This is a genomic window from Streptomyces blastmyceticus (assembly GCF_039521185.1).
Taxonomy (GTDB): domain Bacteria; phylum Actinomycetota; class Actinomycetes; order Streptomycetales; family Streptomycetaceae; genus Streptomyces; species Streptomyces blastmyceticus.
Genome location: NZ_BAAABW010000002.1, coordinates 299,612 through 314,220, shown reverse-complemented (window position 1 = coordinate 314,220; position 14,609 = coordinate 299,612). Strand labels below are relative to the sequence as shown.

Annotated in this window: 18 protein-coding genes; 8 read left to right on the top strand and 10 right to left on the bottom strand. The window is 72.2% G+C overall.

The genetic code is table 11. The features are described from left to right. Positions 1-11: 11 nt before the first annotated feature. On the bottom strand, positions 12-866 hold the full coding sequence (locus ABD269_RS03605; RefSeq protein WP_425572822.1) for an alpha/beta hydrolase: 855 nt from the start codon (positions 864-866) through the stop codon (positions 12-14). A 306-nt stretch (positions 867-1,172) separates the two neighbouring features. Here ABD269_RS03605 and ABD269_RS03600 point away from each other — a divergent pair, with 306 nt between their 5' ends. The 6 genes from ABD269_RS03600 (at position 1,173) to ABD269_RS03575 (ending at position 5,398) form a co-directional block, all read left to right on the top strand. Further along, a complete protein-coding gene (locus tag ABD269_RS03600) occupies positions 1,173-2,069 on the top strand; it encodes an RNA polymerase sigma-70 factor (protein WP_344115935.1) in 897 nt (298 codons plus the stop codon). Then, on the top strand, positions 2,057-2,524 hold the full coding sequence (locus tag ABD269_RS03595; protein ID WP_344115933.1) for an SRPBCC family protein: 468 nt from the start codon (positions 2,057-2,059) through the stop codon (positions 2,522-2,524). Before ABD269_RS03600 ends, ABD269_RS03595 begins: the two co-directional genes overlap by 13 nt. Positions 2,525-2,665: 141 nt before the next feature. After that, positions 2,666-3,160 carry a cupin domain-containing protein gene (locus ABD269_RS03590; protein WP_344115931.1) on the top strand — a complete coding sequence of 165 codons (495 nt, stop codon included), beginning with the start codon at positions 2,666-2,668 and terminating at the stop codon, positions 3,158-3,160. Between the two features lie 118 nt (positions 3,161-3,278). Continuing rightward, on the top strand, positions 3,279-4,040 hold the full coding sequence (locus tag ABD269_RS03585; protein WP_344115929.1) for an SDR family oxidoreductase: 762 nt from the start codon (positions 3,279-3,281) through the stop codon (positions 4,038-4,040). A 44-nt stretch (positions 4,041-4,084) separates the two neighbouring features. Further along, entirely contained in the window at positions 4,085-4,858 is a 774-nt protein-coding gene (locus tag ABD269_RS03580; RefSeq protein ID WP_344115927.1) for an SDR family oxidoreductase, read from the top strand. Between the two features lie 81 nt (positions 4,859-4,939). Continuing rightward, positions 4,940-5,398 (top strand): pyridoxamine 5'-phosphate oxidase family protein, encoded by a 459-nt coding sequence (locus tag ABD269_RS03575; RefSeq protein WP_344115925.1) that lies wholly within the window; start codon positions 4,940-4,942, stop codon positions 5,396-5,398. A gap of 4 nt (positions 5,399-5,402) precedes the next feature. On the opposite strand, the gene ABD269_RS03570 is transcribed toward ABD269_RS03575, so the two are convergent. Together ABD269_RS03570 and ABD269_RS03565 are read right to left on the bottom strand one after the other, a co-directional pair. After that, on the bottom strand, positions 5,403-6,191 hold the full coding sequence (locus ABD269_RS03570; RefSeq protein ID WP_344115923.1) for a putative protein N(5)-glutamine methyltransferase: 789 nt from the start codon (positions 6,189-6,191) through the stop codon (positions 5,403-5,405). 143 nt (positions 6,192-6,334) lie between these two features. Continuing rightward, the gene (locus ABD269_RS03565; RefSeq protein ID WP_344115921.1) at positions 6,335-7,192 is read right to left on the bottom strand and encodes an ATP-grasp domain-containing protein; all 858 of its coding nucleotides are present in this window, start codon (positions 7,190-7,192) and stop codon (positions 6,335-6,337) included. A 136-nt stretch (positions 7,193-7,328) separates the two neighbouring features. Here ABD269_RS03565 and ABD269_RS03560 point away from each other — a divergent pair, with 136 nt between their 5' ends. Continuing rightward, a complete protein-coding gene (locus ABD269_RS03560) occupies positions 7,329-7,679 on the top strand; it encodes a winged helix-turn-helix transcriptional regulator (protein ID WP_344115919.1) in 351 nt (116 codons plus the stop codon). A 12-nt stretch (positions 7,680-7,691) separates the two neighbouring features. On the opposite strand, the gene ABD269_RS03555 is transcribed toward ABD269_RS03560, so the two are convergent. From ABD269_RS03555 to ABD269_RS03540, 4 genes are all read right to left on the bottom strand, one after another. Continuing rightward, complete coding sequence (locus ABD269_RS03555) at positions 7,692-8,285, bottom strand: NADPH-dependent FMN reductase (protein ID WP_344115917.1); 594 nt, start codon at positions 8,283-8,285, stop codon at positions 7,692-7,694. A gap of 102 nt (positions 8,286-8,387) precedes the next feature. Further along, the gene (locus ABD269_RS03550; protein ID WP_344115915.1) at positions 8,388-9,626 is read right to left on the bottom strand and encodes a GNAT family N-acetyltransferase; all 1,239 of its coding nucleotides are present in this window, start codon (positions 9,624-9,626) and stop codon (positions 8,388-8,390) included. Between the two features lie 291 nt (positions 9,627-9,917). Then, entirely contained in the window at positions 9,918-10,901 is a 984-nt protein-coding gene (locus tag ABD269_RS03545; RefSeq protein WP_344115913.1) for an asparaginase, read from the bottom strand. 43 nt (positions 10,902-10,944) lie between these two features. Next, a complete protein-coding gene (locus ABD269_RS03540; protein WP_240351479.1) occupies positions 10,945-11,535 on the bottom strand; it encodes an RsiG family protein in 591 nt (196 codons plus the stop codon). Between the two features lie 147 nt (positions 11,536-11,682). Here ABD269_RS03540 and dtd point away from each other — a divergent pair, with 147 nt between their 5' ends. Continuing rightward, positions 11,683-12,108 (top strand): D-aminoacyl-tRNA deacylase, encoded by a 426-nt coding sequence (gene dtd, locus ABD269_RS03535; protein WP_344115909.1) that lies wholly within the window; start codon positions 11,683-11,685, stop codon positions 12,106-12,108. A gap of 25 nt (positions 12,109-12,133) precedes the next feature. Here dtd and ygfZ read toward each other — a convergent pair whose 3' ends face one another. The 3 genes from ygfZ to ABD269_RS03520 are packed head-to-tail and all read right to left on the bottom strand — an operon-like array spanning position 12,134 to position 14,601. Next, on the bottom strand, positions 12,134-13,117 hold the full coding sequence (ygfZ, locus tag ABD269_RS03530) for a CAF17-like 4Fe-4S cluster assembly/insertion protein YgfZ (protein WP_344115907.1): 984 nt from the start codon (positions 13,115-13,117) through the stop codon (positions 12,134-12,136). Positions 13,118-13,127: 10 nt separating this feature from the next. Next, the gene (locus ABD269_RS03525; protein ID WP_344115905.1) at positions 13,128-13,565 is read right to left on the bottom strand and encodes a Fur family transcriptional regulator; all 438 of its coding nucleotides are present in this window, start codon (positions 13,563-13,565) and stop codon (positions 13,128-13,130) included. Positions 13,566-13,584: 19 nt separating this feature from the next. Then, positions 13,585-14,601: an ABC transporter substrate-binding protein gene (locus tag ABD269_RS03520; RefSeq protein WP_344115903.1), complete on the bottom strand. Its 1,017-nt coding sequence runs from the start codon at positions 14,599-14,601 to the stop codon at positions 13,585-13,587. Positions 14,602-14,609 lie beyond the last annotated feature (8 nt).

Below are 14,609 nucleotides of genomic sequence, written 5' to 3'. Positions count from 1 at the left end.
CGCAGCCGCCCTCACCCGGCAGGCCGCCTCCTCGTGCCCGACTGCGCGAGGAGGCGCCGGAGCCAGCGGGTGCGGGCGTCGCGCGCGTCCTGGCTGAGGGCGGCCTTCGGTGCCAGGCCGTCGAAGCCGTGGTACGCGCCGGGCCAGACGTGAAGTTCGGCCTGGCCACCGGCCTGCCAGATCGCGTTCGCGTAGGCTACGTCCTCGTCCCGGAACATCTCGGCCGACCCGACCTCGATATAGGCCGGGGGGAGTCCGGAGAGGTCCGTGGCGCGGGCGGGGGCCGCGTAGGGCGGCAGGTCCGCGGCACCGTAGCGGTCACCCAGCAGTGCCTTCCACGCGGTCGCGTTGGAGGTGAGGTCCCAGATGCCGCGGCCCGACATCTGCCGGCTGGAGAAGGTGGCGTCGCGGTCGTCGAGCATCGGGCACAGCAGCAGTTGCCCCAGCGGCCCGGGGCCGCCGCGGTCGCGGGTCAGCAGGGCGAGGGCCGCGGCGAGCCCGCCGCCGGCGCTCTTCCCGCCGATGATGATGCGGCCGGGGTCGATGCCCAGTTCGGCCGCGTGCCCGGCCGCCCAGACGAGCCCGGCGTAGCAGTCCTCCAGCGGTCCCGGGTACCGCGCCGCCGGCGCCAGCCGGTACTCGACCGAGATGACGGCCAGTTCCAGCGGCAGGGCCCACTCGCGGAGGATGCGTGGCAGCACGGACCACGCGTTGCCCATGATCATGGCGCCTCCGTGCAGGTAATACAGCAGAGGCAGCGGCCCGGTGAGCCCGGCGGGCCGCGCGCTCACGAGCGTGACGTCCGGCGCGCCCGGCGGCCCCGGAACGCGCAGCTCCGCCACCTCGAACCGGCCGTCGGCGCGCAGGTCCTCGGCCGTCGGCCTGGGCCGGGCCGCGGCATCCCGCTCCTGCCGGGCCCGAAGATTCTCCGGGGTGACCGGCTCCCTCGACTCCGGGCCCAAGGCCGCCAGCGCGACGCCCAGTTCGGGGTCGATGGGGGGCACGCGCCCGGGGAACACTCGCCTGAGACCCATGCGGCGTAGCCAATCACACCGCCGTGCGGGCAGCTTGGGTGCTTGCCTCACCGCGCTGTGAAGCGAATCACACTGACGGCCTGTCACGGTTCTCCGGTGCCGCGTGTCTCGATGGGCGGCCGAGGAGAGGAGCCGGGCATGGCCGATGACGTTTTCAGTGAGCACAGGCCGCTGTTGTTCACCATCGCCTACGAGATGCTGGGCAGCGCGGTCGATGCCGAGGACGTGCTGCAGGAGAGCTATCTGCGGTGGAGCGCGGTCGATCGGGCCGCGGTGGAGCATCCGCGCGCCTATCTGGTCCGCGTGGTGACCCGGCAGGCGCTCAACCACCTGCGCGCGGTCAAGGCGCGGCGCGAGGAGTACGTCGGTGCGTGGCTGCCCGAGCCGATCCGCACCGGGCCCGAGGTGAGCGAGGACGCGATCCTGGCCGAGTCGGTGTCGATGGCCATGATGCTCGTCCTGGAGACGCTGAACCCGACCGAGCGCGCGGTGTTCGTGCTGCACGACGTGTTCGGCTACACCCATGGTGAGATCGCCGCCTCGGTCGGGAAGACCGAGGTCACCGTACGGCAGATCGCCCACCGTGCGCGCCGGCACGTCCACGCGCGGCGGCGCCGCTTCGAGCCCGACTCCGCCGCGGGCCGGGAGATCGTGAGGCGGTTCCTGCTCGCGGCGTCGACCGGTGAAGTCCAGGAGCTGATGGAGCTGTTGGCGCCCGACGTCGTGCAGATCTCCGACGGCGGGGGGAAGGTGGTGGCCGCCCGCCGCCCGATCACCGGCCGCGACGACGTCGCCCGGTTCGTCCTCAGGGTGATCCGTACCAGCGCCGCGACGACCCACGTCGAGTACGCCACCTGCAACGGCATGCCCGCGGCGCGGTTCGTCACCGGCGGGGCGCTCGACTGGCTGGTCGCGTTCGAGATCCACGACGGGCGGATCACCGGCCTCTACGGCATTCGCAACCCGGACAAGCTGCACCGTGCCGACACGGTGCTGCCACTCGACAGAGGAGAACACCAGCCGTGGAAACCATGATTGTCGAGCGCACCGTCCACGCCCCGATCGACGAGGTGTTCGCCTGGCTCACCACGACCACCAACTACACGCGCTCGCCCCTGGTGCTGCGCTGCCGGCTGACCCGGCGCGGCGAGACCGCGCCCTACGGCGTCGGCGCGGTGCGCGATCACCTCTGGCTGATCGGCCGGTTCCGGGAGCGCATCACCCACTACGACGCGCCGCACGCCACCGAGTACGTCGTCGAGCGCAGCCTGCCGCCGTCGCGGCACGAGCTCGGCCGCATGACGTTCACCGAGGTCGACGGCGGCACGCGAGTGTGCTGGACGACCCGCGCCGAGCTCCCCGTCCCGCTGCTCGGCGGCTTCCTCACCCGACGCTTCGCGCGGCCGATCATCACCGGCACCTTCCGCAACATCCTCGACGCGGCCGACACCGCGCTGACCCGGCAGCCGATCGGGCACGGGGCGCGCTGAGCGCCGATCGACGCGGGTTGATTGGCCCACGATTATGGTGAGGAATTGCACCAGGTCGCTGGGCTATTGGCCATCTAGAGTCATGATCACGAAGCCGCGGCGGAAGCCCGTGGCCACAGATCGGGACCAGGGAGCACCACCATGGACGCCACCGCACTCAAGCCGGTTCTGACCCGGGCCGCCGACGCCGAGACCACCAGCGACCCGAGCAGCGTCATGACCCTGCTCGCCGACTGCGGCACCGACGGCAGCCCGCTCACCAGCTACCGCTCGCACTTCGCCGAGGGGGCGGTGGGCGCCCCGGCCCACTTCCACACCCGGGCCTCGGAGCTCTTCTTCGTCATCGGCGGCTCCCTCCGGGTGCTCGTCGGTGACGAGGTCAAGACCCTGGGCGAGGGCGACCTCCTGCTCGTACCGCCGCACACCCCGCACGCTTTCGCGGCGGCTCCCGGCGCCGAGGCCGACGTGCTGTTCGTCTTCACCCCCGGCATGCCGCGCTTCGACTATCTCCGGTTGCTCGGCCGGGTGATGCGCGGCGAGGCGAGCCCGCAGGAGATCAAGGAGTCCTCCGAGCGCTTCGACAACCACTACGTGGACAGCCCGGTGTGGCGCGCCGCCCTCGAAACGGCGCGGTGATCCGGTGGGTTCCTGATCACGTTCCGGGAAACCGGTCACATTCCTTCGTCGCCAGGGGTCATAGCAGCAGAACCATCGGGGGACCGGCCCCCGACACCGAACGAGTTCTGGAGCAGCCATGACGTCGACCATCCTGGTCACCGGCGGTACGGGCACGCTGGGCGGCCATGTCGTGCCCCTGCTGCGGGCGGCCGGCCGTGACGTGCGGGTCCTCAGCCGGCGCGAACGCGAGTGCGCGGACGGCATCGAGTACGTGACCGGTGACCTGCTCAAGGGCGAGGGGATCGAGGACGCGGTGGCCGGGGCCGGGACCGTCCTGCACCTCGCGGGCGGTCCGAAGGGCGACGATGAGGCCACCCGGAATCTCGTGCGGGCCGCCTCGGGCGCCGGGGTGCGGCACCTGGTGTACATCTCGGTCATCGGGGCCGACAGGATCCCGCTGGGCTACTTCAGGTCCAAGCTCGGCGCGGAGCGGGCCGTGGCCGACTCGGGTCTGCCCTGGACCACGCTGCGCGCCGCCCAGTTCCACGACCTGGCCCTGACCGTGGCGGGGAAGATGGCGAAGATGCCGGTGCTGCCCGCCCCGGGCGGGCTCCGCTGGCAGCCGGTCGACGCGCGCGAGGTGGCGGCCCGGCTCGTTCAACTGGCCCTCGGCGAACCGGCCGGCCTGGTGCCCGACCTGGCCGGTCCGAAGGTGTACGAGCTGGCCGAGCTGACCCGCGGATACCTGCGCGCGCACGGCAGGAGCCGGTTGACGCTGCCGGTCCGGATGCCGGGGAAGGTGGGCCGTGCGTACCGCGCGGGCGAGAACCTGACCCTGGAAGGGGCCGCCGTGGGCGAGCGGACCTGGGAGGACTTTCTCGCGGAGCGGGTGCGTTAGCGCAGTGAAGTGCTTGATCAACAAATGAGAGGCGGTCGACGAGCATGGGCGCACGGTCACTTGAGGGCAAGGTCGCACTGGTCACCGGCGGCAGCCGGGGCATCGGGCGGGCCGTCGCGGAGCGGCTCGGCCGGGACGGCGCCGTCGTCGCGCTGACGTACGCGCGCGAAGCGGCCGCGGCGGACGAGGTCGTCGAGGTCATCCGGAAGGACGGCGGCCGGGCGTTCGCGCTCCACGCGGAACTGGGCCGCCGAGGCGACGCCGCCGCCCTGTGGTCCGCCTTCGACGCGGGAATCGCGCCGTACGACCCCGCCGGTGGCGTCGACATCATCGTCAACAACGCCGGAATCGCCCACATCGCGAACCTGGCCGAGCTGACCGAGGACGGCTTCGACGAGGTCTTCGCGATCAATGTGCGGGCGCCGTTCTTCATCGTGCGGGAGGGCCTGGGGCGGCTGCGCGACGGGGGCCGGATCATCAACATGTCCAGCGGCGCGGCGGGCCTCGCCATGCCGGAGGCCATCGCGTACGGCGCCACCAAGGGCGCCCTGGACAACTTCTCCCTCAACCTGGCCAAGGAGCTGGGCCCCCGGGGCATCACGGCGAACTCCGTCGCCCCCGGGATCATCGACACCGATGCCAACGCGGGCTGGCTGCGCGGCAACGCGGACGCCGCGGCCCGCGCGGCGTCGATCTCCGCGCTGGGCCGCATCGGCCGCCCCGAGGACGTGGCCGACATCGTGTCCTTCCTCGCCTCGGACGACGCGCGCTGGATCACGGGCAAGGTGATCGACGCTACGGGAGGCTCCGCTCTTTGATTCCGCAGGCCGGGATCGGTCTCATTTCCTACGACCTCGGCCCGAGGCGCGGTGGCGAACGCGTCGGTAACGTCACCGGACATGAAGGTCAGGGAAGTGCCCCGCAGCCCGGGGCAGCGCAAGAGCGACGTGCTGGAGCGGTGGGGGAGCGAGCTGGACATCTGGGTCGCCTCGGCCGGTGCGGACGGGGCTCCGTGCCTGGTTCCGCTGTGGTTCGTGTGGGACGGCGAGGCGTTCTGGCTCTCCACCCGCGCCACCAACCCCACCGGGCGCAACCTCCGGGACAGCGGTCGCGCCCGGCTCGCGCTCGGGCACACGCGGGACGTCGTGCTCGTCGACGGTGCGGTGGAGACCTTCGCCGCGGACGCGGTGCCGGCCGCGGCGGCGGACGCGTTCGCGCGGCGCACGGGGTGGGACCCGCGCAGGAGCAGCAAGGGGTACGCGTACTTCCGGGTGACCCCGGAAGCCGTGCAGGCGTGGCACGAGGAGCACGAGCTTCAGGGGCGGCACCTGATGCGCGGTGGTGAGTGGGTGGTCTGAGCGGTCACCGGAGCGTGCCCGTGACCACCGTGGCGTGGAGGTCCTCGTCGTGGGTCACCTCGGGGACCAGGCCCGCGCGGGCGAACCACTCGGCCGTGGCGGCGGATTGGCGTTCGCTGGTCTCGACCAGGAGGTGGCCGCCGGGCGCGAGCCAGGTGCGGGCCGCCGCGGCCACGCGGCGCTGGACGTCGAGCCCGTCGGAGCCGCCGTCGAGGGCCACTTGGGGCTCGTGGATGCGCGCTTCGGGCGGGAGCAGCCCTATCTGCTCGGTGGGGACGTACGGCGCGTTGGCCACCAGGACGTCGACGCGGCCCCGCAGCGTGGCGGGCAGCGGGGCGTAGAGGTCGCCCTCGTGGACGCGGCCGCCCGCCGCGATGTTGCGGCGGGCGCAGCGCACTGCGGCCGGGTCGATGTCGGCGGCGTGCAACTCCGCGCCGGGCAGGGCCGCGAGGAGCGCGGCGCCGACCGCGCCGGAGCCGCAGCACAGGTCGACGATCACGGGGGAGGGGCCGGTGGCCAGGGCGGCGGCCTGCCGGACGAGGTGTTCCGTGCGCCGCCGGGGCACGAAGACGCCCGGGTCCACGGCTATGCGCAGGCCGCAGAACTCGGCCCAGCCCAGGACGTGTTCCAGGGGAAGGCCGACGACCCGCTGTTCGACCATGCGGGCGACGTCGTCCGGTGTGGGCGCGGTGGAGAGGATCAGCTGTGCCTCGTCCTCGGCGAAGACGCAGCCGGCGGCGCGCAGTCGGGTGACGATGGCGGAGGGGGAAAAGGGGGACGCAAGAGCGGACATGAGAGCCTTTCGGGAAGCCGAAGGGCGCTCTCGCGGTTCACCCGCGCGGGGTGGACCGTACGGCCACGAGGAGAGAGCACCCGACCTGAACAGCGGTAATGGGTCTCACCTCCTCGATTCGCGCACTGCCTGAACCGCCCACATTACCCGATGGTTCCGGACGGGCGCCCGTCGGCGATCAGCCGGTGGACCGACGCGGCCATGCTCTTGGCGAAGGCGTCCCGGGCGGCGGGCTCCAGCAGGTCCAGGGACAGATACGGATTGAGGTCTTCCAGTTCCACCAGGAGGAGTTCGCCGCCCGGCGCGCGGCAGGCGTCCACGCGCTGGATGCCGTATTCGACGTCGTTCCAGTCGACGAAGCGCTGCGCGAAGGCGAGGTCGGCGGCGGTGGGCTCGTACGTCTCCAGGGCCCAGCGCTGCTCGGGCCGGGGCGCGTAGAGCGCGTACTGGAAGGACCGGTCGACGAAGTAGAACGAGACCTCGTAGGCGAAGGGTATGCGGGGCTGCACGAGGATGTCGCCGTAAGGGAGTTCGGCGAGCCGGTCCCGGGGGACGAATTCCAGCCCTATGGAATCCGCGCCGAGCTTCGGCTTGACCACGTATTCGTCCGTTTCCGGCAGCCGGCCGAGGTCCTGCGGGTCGTCGATGGTCGGTATGACGGGATATCCCGCGGCGGTCAGGTCGAGGAGATATCGCTTGCCGACCATGTCGGCCTTGCCGGACAGCTGGTTGTAGACCCGTACACCCTGCTTCTCCGCGAGCGCGCGGAAATCGTCGTACTCGGCCTGGTAGTTCAGCACCGGCCCGCTGTTGCGGACCACGACCGCGTCGAAGTCCGCCATCAGCGCGGCCGCGTCCAGCGGATGGCACAGCGCGATGTCGAATTCCGCGCGCAGCCGGGAGGAGAGAAAGATGTCCTCGTCGCAGTACCGCCGCCCCCGGGCCTCGTAGGCCAGGTCGGTGACAAACAGAATGCGGCTGCGGCGCTGCTCGGAAGACATCGTTTCTCCTGATGGATCGGGCTCCCCGCCAAAATACCCGGGGCGGGGAGGGCGATCGGACCCGGAGAGACGGCCGGTTTTCGCGGCTGCCCGCCCCGTTAGGGTGGGGAAGTCGAGAGAGGCCGGGGGCAGGGGGATGTCCGTGAAGCAGCAGCAGCCTTATCAGTGCGGTGTCGACGCCGCCATCGATGTCGTCGACGGCAAATGGAAGGTGCACATCCTGTGGGTCCTGAACGACGCGACGCGTCGTTTCGGGGAGACCAGGCGCCTGCTGCCGGGGATCAGCGAGAAGGTGCTGACCCAGCAGCTGAGGGAGCTGGAGGCGGACGGCATCGTGCACCGGGAGGTCTACGAACAGGTGCCGCCGAGGGTGGAGTACTCCCTCACCGAGCGCGGACTGCGCCTGAACGCCGCGCTCGCCCCGCTCGCCGAGTGGGGCGACGAGCGGATCGCCATGCTGCGCGAGGGCGACGCCCCGGCGGCGTAGCGGGCGGCGGGGTCAGGAGCCGTACGGGCGCGCCGCGCGGGCCTCGCGCAGGGACAGCGCCCACCACGCGAGCTGGTCGAGCATGACCTTCGCCGCGCCGGCCGCCGCCTGCCCGGCCGCCTCGTCCAGGTGGCCGCCGTCCTCGTCGAACTTGCCCCAGGGGCTGTGGATGCTGACCACCTCGCGGATGGTCACCGCGTGCAGCTCCGCGAAGACGGGGCGCAGGTGCTCGACCGCGCGCAGGCCGCCGGAGAGCCCGCCGTACGAGACGAACGCGACCGGCTTGGCCCGCCACTGCGTGTAGTGCCGGTCGATGAGGTTCTTCAGCGGCGCGGGGTAGCTGTGGTTGTACTCCGGCGTCAGGACCACGAAGGCGTCGGCCCGCTCCAGCCGCGGGGCCACCACGGCCAGCACCGCGGCGTCCTCGGGGCTCGGCTCGTGGGAGAGGTGCATCGACAGCGGGTGCTCGGCGAGGTCGATGACGTCGACCTCGACGTCGCCGCGCTCCGCGACCTGCGCGGCGAACCACTTGGCGACCGTGGTCGCGAAGCGGCCCTCACGGGTGGAGGCGATGACGACGGCAAGGCGGTAGGTGTCCTCGGACATGGTGGTCCCCCTGGGTCGGGCCGGCGCGGGTCCGGCGGGCTCTTGAGAAGAAGCCTGCTACCTCAAGCTCACTTGAGGTCAAGCGCGGGCTTCCCGGGGCCGTCAGAAGATGTCGGGGCACCAGGGCCTGCGCGCCGTGCGCAGCAGCACGTCCGCACGGGCCACCGCGCCCGCCCGCTCCTCGTCGATCCGCCCCAGCGCGGCGAGGCGCACCGCCGACTCGTCTCCGAGGACGAGCGTGCCCAACTCGCCCACGCTCAGCGTGAGATCGGCCGCCCGGCCCGTGGGCGCACACCGCGTGCCGTCCGGCCCTGCGTCCAGCAGGAACCGCCCGCCCGCCAGGCCGTCCGGGTCGGTCACCTCCAGGACGAGCGCGCCGGACGAGGCGTACGTACGGGCCTCCAGCAGCGCCGGTACGTCGAGGGGCCGCACCCACAGATGGTCGGCGTGGGTGAGGACGCGCGCCGCGCGCGGGTCGGGCAGCAGCAGCGGAAGGACGTCGTCGGGGGCGCGGAACCCGGTGCGGACCCGGGTGATCCAGTCGACCGACAACAGGAAGCGCCACAGCGCCCGTTCGGCGGCCGGGGTCACCGCGATGAGGTCGAGGACGGTGGCCGAGCACTGGGGGAGCTTCGTCTCCCAGGTGTCGTCCGCGGTGTACGCGAGGAAGCCGTCGACGGTGCCCTCCGGCGAGCGGTACAGCACGGCGAACGGCTCCTGCCATGGCTTGCCGTTCGGGAGCGCGCCCGTGTTCGTCAGCCACCAGCGCTCCGAGCGGTCGACGGCTCCGTGCCGTACGGCGCGCATGCGCTCGTGCAGGCCGGGGCCCTGCTCACGGACGTCGGCGGGGTCCGCGAAGTCGACCCGTCCGCCGTCCTCGGGGCCGCCGTAGCGCCGGTCGAGACCCGTGCGCGCCACCTCGACCTCCCACTCCGTCACCCAGGAGGCCGGACCGAAGCCGTAGCGGCCGTAGATCGGGTACTCCGCCGCGATCAGCGTCGCCGCCGCGTCCCCGCGCTCCCTGGCCGCGCGCAGGTCCTCCGCCATCATGCGGCTCAGCAGGCCGCGCCTGCGGTGGGTGGGGGACACCGCCACGTTGCTGACCGCGTCCGTCGTGACGTCCGCGCCGCCGGGCATGCTGAGCCGCTGCGTGAAGCTGCGGAAGGTGGCGACGCAGCGGTCCCCGTCGAACGCGCCCTGCGTCCGTGGGGTGGCGTGGGTCGGGGCGCGGAACTCGACCTCTTCCTTGCTGGGGGTGGGGGGCCGGAGGAAGCCGGTGCGCAGGGCCTTTGACCATTCGGGGAGGTCGGCTTCGGTGACGGGGCGGATGTCTGGCGTCATGGGGGGACGGTAGGGGGGTGGGTGGTGCGGGGGCATGTGCTTTTTGGGTGGGCGCGCTGCCGGGTGCGGGTCCGTGGCGCCTGCGGCGGGCTTTTTCCCCAGCCACGCCCCTTCCCGAAACTGGGGGCTCCGCCCCCAGACCCCCGGGGGTGCGCAATTCAGCCCGTCCGGCGTTTGAGGACAGCGCGCGAAGCGTGCTTCGGGGTCTGGGGCGGAGCCCCAGTTCGGGAAGGGGCGGGGTGGGGAACAAGCCCGCCGCAGGCGGCGAACCGGGCCCGCAGACGCACCCGCTCAGAACGTCGCGCGGATCTCGCCCACCTGACGCCCTCCGCCAAGGAGCGGCGCCTCGGCCATGCGTGCCACGGCGGGGACGTCCACGCCCAGAAGGGAGAGGGCCCGGGCCAGCACTGGACCCGTCGCGCGGAGCGCGCCGTCGTCGATCTTGAAGGCGAGGGACCGGCCGTCCGGGAGGGCCACCGCCTGGACCGCCTCGGCGCCCATCTTGGACAGCGCCCCGGGCACCTCCCGCATCAGCCACGTGTCGGCACGGCGCGTACCGGCCACGTACTCCGGGTGCGCGCGCATCGCGTCCGCGACCCGGCGCTCCGGCGTGCCCGGCTCGGCCAGGACGAAGCCGCGGAAGGCGCGGGCCAGGCCGGTGAGGGAGATCGCCATCAGGGGCGCGCCGCAGCCGTCGGTACCGACGTGGGCGACGCTCTCGCCGCTCGTCTCCTCGACGACCTGGAGGGCGAGCCGCTGGAGCGGGTGGTCGGCGGCGAGGTAGGAGTCCGTGTCCCAGCCGTTGACCGCGCACGCCGCGATCATGGCGGCGTGCTTGCCGGAGCAGTTCATGGTGACGCGGTCACGGCCGAGCCCGGCCGCGAGGCACGCCTCCGCCTCCACCGGGTCCAGGGGCAGGTCCGGCGGGGTCTGCAGCGCGTCCTCGGGGATCCGGAACTCCGAGAGCATCGTCCGCACCAGCTCCCGATGGAACGTTTCTCCGGAGTGACTCGCCGCGGCCAGCGCCAGCCGCTCCCCGGAGAGCTCCAGACCGGCCCGCAGCACGGCGGCCGCCTGCATCGGCTTGTTCGCGGAGCGCGGGAAGACGGGCGCGGAGGTGTCGCCCAGGGCCAGCTCGACACTGCCGTCCGCGGCCAGCACCACCAGCGAACCGCGGTGGTGGCCCTCGACGAAGCCGGAACGTACGACCTCGGCGAGGACCGGCGGTATGCCGGCCGGGGCGGTGGCGGAGGAGTCAGGGGTCGAGGAGGTCATCGTCGGCCTTCCGGGGGAGGTGGTGCGGACCGCCCCCGGTGGGTCACGAGAGGAGGTCGTCTACTTGCGCTTCCCCTTCACGGTACCTTCGGGCGATTTCGGCACTGCAATCGTCGGCCGTGCGCTGCAGGCCCTGGCGGCGCACCGACACCTGGCGCTCGTACGCCTCCAGGCGGCGCATGCCGCTCAGCAGCTCGGGGTCGGTGCGGGCGCCCAGGTCGGAGAGCTCCACCTCGGCGAGCATGTCCTCGACCAGCCGCCGGGACTCCTCGCTGTGCGGGGTCCCCAGCGTCACGTGGCGGGCGGAGGAGCGCTGGGTGGAGGGTCCGTCCGCGAGGATCTCCGACAGGCGCTCCACGACGAGCCGGGCCATGACCGGGGCGCCCGGGGCGGAGCGCCGCGCCAGCTCGGCGCGCAGGATGTCGATGCGGCCCTGGAGCAGGCGCCGCACATAGCTGAGATCCGCCTCGTCCCGCTGCGCGTCCCTGCGCAGCACGCGCAGCTCCGCCAGGCTCAGGTCCCCCAGCTCCCGCGCGGGGACGTCCGCCAGCCGTCCGGTGCGCTGGCTCGGCGGCCTGGGGTGCAGGCTGTCCGCTGTCTTGAGCATGGGACCGTCCTCAATGGGTGTGGTCATGCGCTTCCGTTCCCCTCGGGCGGCGTGCGTCCGGGTCACGTTGCCCGTACGAGCACCGCCTGCACGCATCGTGCCACTGTGTGATGCCCGGGCGCAGGGTCTCTCCACCCGAACGGCCCTGGATGGACGCAGGGCATCATGGTCCGTATGCGTGCAGTGGTGCAGAGAGTGGACGGGGCGAGCGTCGTCGTGGGCGGCGAGACCGTCGGCGAGATCATCGGACAGGGCCTGTGCGTGCTCGTCGGAGTGACGCACGAGGACACGGCGGAGAAGGCCGGGCAGCTCGCCCGCAAGCTGTGGTCGCTGCGGATCCTGGAGGACGAGAGGTCTTGTTCGGACGTGGGGGCGCCGCTGCTGGTGATCTCCCAGTTCACTCTCTACGGTGACGCGCGGAAGGGGCGGCGGCCCACGTGGAATGCGGCTGCGCGAGGTGATGTCGCGGAGCCTTTGGTCGACGCGGTCGTCTCTCAGCTCCGCGCGCTGGGCGCGCACGTGGAGACGGGCCGCTTCGGCGCGGACATGAAGGTGTCCCTGACGAACAACGGCCCGTTCACGGTGCTGGTGGAGGTGTAGGGCGCGGGGGCTTCGCCCCCGCGCCCTACGGCTCGACCACGACCTCCTGCGACGCCGCAGTCGCCTCTCCTACAAGGAGCGGTGCATCGACCGCGACGTTCCGCTTCACCAGCGCCAGCGCGATCGGGCCGAGTTCGTGGTGGCGCGCCGCCGTGGTGATGAAGCCCAGTGCGCGCCCCTCCGGGCCGTCCGACGCGAGGCGGACCGGGGTGCCGTGGCCCGGGAGGGAGACCTCGCTGCCGTCGAGGTGCAGGAAGACCAGGCGGCGCGGCGGTTTCCCCAGGTTGTGGACGCGGGCGACGGTCTCCTGGCCGCGGTAGCAGCCCTTCTGGAGGTGGACGGCCGTGCCGATCCAGCCCAGCTCGTGGGGGATGGTGCGGTGGTCGGTCTCCAGGCCCACGCGGGGGCGGTGGCCCTCGACGCGCAGCGCCTCGTAGGCGAGCACGCCCACCGCCGGGCCGTGCGCGGCGGCGAATTCCGCCAGGCGTGCGCGCGGGAGGAACAGATCGCGCCCGTGCGCCGTCTCGCGCACCGGCACACCCTCGGGGACCTCGGTGATCGAGCCCGCGGGGAGGTGGACCACGGCGAATTCGTCCGTGCGGTCGGCGACCTCGACGCGGTAGAAGAACTTCATGCTCTCCAGGTAGGCGATCAGGCCGTCCTGGGTGCCGGGTTCGACGTGGGCCCAGGTCGTCTCCCCGTCGTCCACGAGATAGAGCGCGTGCTCGATGTGGCCGTTGGCGGAGAGGACCAGCGCCTCCGTGGCCTGCCCGGCCGGGAGCTCGCTCACGTGCTGGGTGATCAGCAGGTGCAGCCAGCTCAGCCGGTCGGACCCGGTGACGGTGACGACGCCGCGGTGCGAGAGGTCGACGAGACCGGACCCTCCGGCGAGCGTGCGCTGCTCGCGGAAGAGGTCGCCGTAGTGCGCGGCGACGCCCTCGTCGGGGGCCTCGGCGGCGACGGCGCCGGGCAGCGAGAGCAGCGGGCTGGCTTTCGAATGACGCAGCATGCGCACAAGCCTACGACCCGTCGGCGGTCGCCTTCGAGGAGCAGTCGGCGCACCGGCCGAAGATCGCGAAGTGCTTCATGTCGGTGTCGAAGCCGAAGGACTCGCGCAGCCGCTCGGTGAACGGCCCGGCCACCGACAGGTCGGCCTCGATCACGGTCGTGCAGTCGCGGCAGACGAGGTGTATGTGGTGATGCCGGTCGGCGAGGTGGTAGGTGGGGGCGCCGTGCCCGAGGTGGGCGTGGCTGACCAGGCCCAGCTCCTCCAGCAGCTCCAGGGTCCGGTAGACCGTGGAGATGTTGACCCCGCCCGCCGTGCGCCGGACCTCGGTGAGGATGTCGTCCGGGGTCGCGTGCTCCAGCCGGTCGACCGCCTCCAGGACGAGCTGGCGCTGCGGCGTCAGCCGGTAGCCGCGCTTACGGAGGTTGCTCTGCCAGTCGGTGTCCACCACGCCACCAGTCTAGGCAGCGTCAGGCGTTGCGGACCCCCTTGAGGAAGCCGGCGAGCGCCGCGATGGCCGCGGGGTTGCGGGGGCTCTCGACGAGGTCGACGTAGTCGAGGACGAAGATGCGGTCGTTCTTCACGGCGGAGACGTTCGCGAGCGGGCCGTAGGACTTCAGGAACTTCTTCTTCTGCTCGGCGGACACGTCCCCGTAGTTGTTGATCACGATGACGTCGGGGTCGCGCTCCACGACCGTCTCCCAGCCGACCTGGGTCCAGGAGTCCTTGAGGTCCTTCATCACGTGGTCGCCGCCGGCCTTGGTGATGATGTCGTGCGGCCCCGCGTAGGCGCCCGCGGTGGTGGGCTTGTCCTGGCCGCTGTCGTAGAGGAAGACCTTGGGCTTCGGGCCGTCCGCCGGGACCTGCGCCTGCGCGTCGGCGACCTGCTTCTTGAAGCGGTCGGTCAGCGCGCGCGCCCGGTCCTCCACGTCGAAGACCTTGCCGAGCGTCTCCAGGTCGGCGTAGAGCGCCTCCAGCGGCGGCATCACGCCGCGCGAGGCGCCCGTGCCGTTGTGGCAGGACTCGGTCAGGACGTACGAGCCGATGCCCAGCTTCTTCAGGGCGGCGGGTGTGAAGCCGTTGCCCTCGCCGAAGCCGTAGTTCCAGCCCGCGAAGACCAGGTCGGCCTTCGCGTCGAGGACGATCTCCTTGGTGATCTCCTTCTTGGACAGCCACTTCACCTTCTTGTAGCCGTCCGCCCACGGCACCGACTCGCGGTCGCCCTTGTAATCGGGCGCCACATAACCGGCCATGTGGTCCTCCAGGCCGAGCGCGAACATGATCTCCGCGATGCCGACGTCATTGGTGACCACCCGCTGCGGGGCCTTGTCGTACGTCGTCTTCACCCCGCAGTTCTTCACGGTCACGGGGTAGTGCCCGGAAGCCCTGCCCTTGGGGGCCTCGGCCGGGGATTCCGACACGCTCGCCCCGCAGCCCGCCAGGGCCAGGGCGGCGAGCAGGGCGACGGCGGTGCGGAGAGCGCGCATGGGGTGCG

Coding starts and splice junctions, on each gene's coding strand:
- ABD269_RS03585 (WP_344115929.1), top strand. CDS start 3,279: ATGACGTCGACCATCCTGGTCACCGGCGGTACGGGCACGCTGGGCGGC.
- ABD269_RS03600 (WP_344115935.1), top strand. CDS start 1,173: ATGGCCGATGACGTTTTCAGTGAGCACAGGCCGCTGTTGTTCACCATC.
- ABD269_RS03550 (WP_344115915.1), bottom strand. CDS start 9,626: ATGACGCCAGACATCCGCCCCGTCACCGAAGCCGACCTCCCCGAATGG.
- ABD269_RS03555 (WP_344115917.1), bottom strand. CDS start 8,285: ATGTCCGAGGACACCTACCGCCTTGCCGTCGTCATCGCCTCCACCCGT.
- ABD269_RS03580 (WP_344115927.1), top strand. CDS start 4,085: ATGGGCGCACGGTCACTTGAGGGCAAGGTCGCACTGGTCACCGGCGGC.
- ABD269_RS03590 (WP_344115931.1), top strand. CDS start 2,666: ATGGACGCCACCGCACTCAAGCCGGTTCTGACCCGGGCCGCCGACGCC.
- ygfZ (WP_344115907.1), bottom strand. CDS start 13,117: ATGCTGCGTCATTCGAAAGCCAGCCCGCTGCTCTCGCTGCCCGGCGCC.
- ABD269_RS03575 (WP_344115925.1), top strand. CDS start 4,940: ATGAAGGTCAGGGAAGTGCCCCGCAGCCCGGGGCAGCGCAAGAGCGAC.
- dtd (WP_344115909.1), top strand. CDS start 11,683: ATGCGTGCAGTGGTGCAGAGAGTGGACGGGGCGAGCGTCGTCGTGGGC.
- ABD269_RS03570 (WP_344115923.1), bottom strand. CDS start 6,191: ATGTCCGCTCTTGCGTCCCCCTTTTCCCCCTCCGCCATCGTCACCCGA.
- ABD269_RS03520 (WP_344115903.1), bottom strand. CDS start 14,601: ATGCGCGCTCTCCGCACCGCCGTCGCCCTGCTCGCCGCCCTGGCCCTG.
- ABD269_RS03540 (WP_240351479.1), bottom strand. CDS start 11,535: ATGACCACACCCATTGAGGACGGTCCCATGCTCAAGACAGCGGACAGC.
- ABD269_RS03545 (WP_344115913.1), bottom strand. CDS start 10,901: ATGACCTCCTCGACCCCTGACTCCTCCGCCACCGCCCCGGCCGGCATA.
- ABD269_RS03560 (WP_344115919.1), top strand. CDS start 7,329: ATGTCCGTGAAGCAGCAGCAGCCTTATCAGTGCGGTGTCGACGCCGCC.
- ABD269_RS03565 (WP_344115921.1), bottom strand. CDS start 7,192: ATGTCTTCCGAGCAGCGCCGCAGCCGCATTCTGTTTGTCACCGACCTG.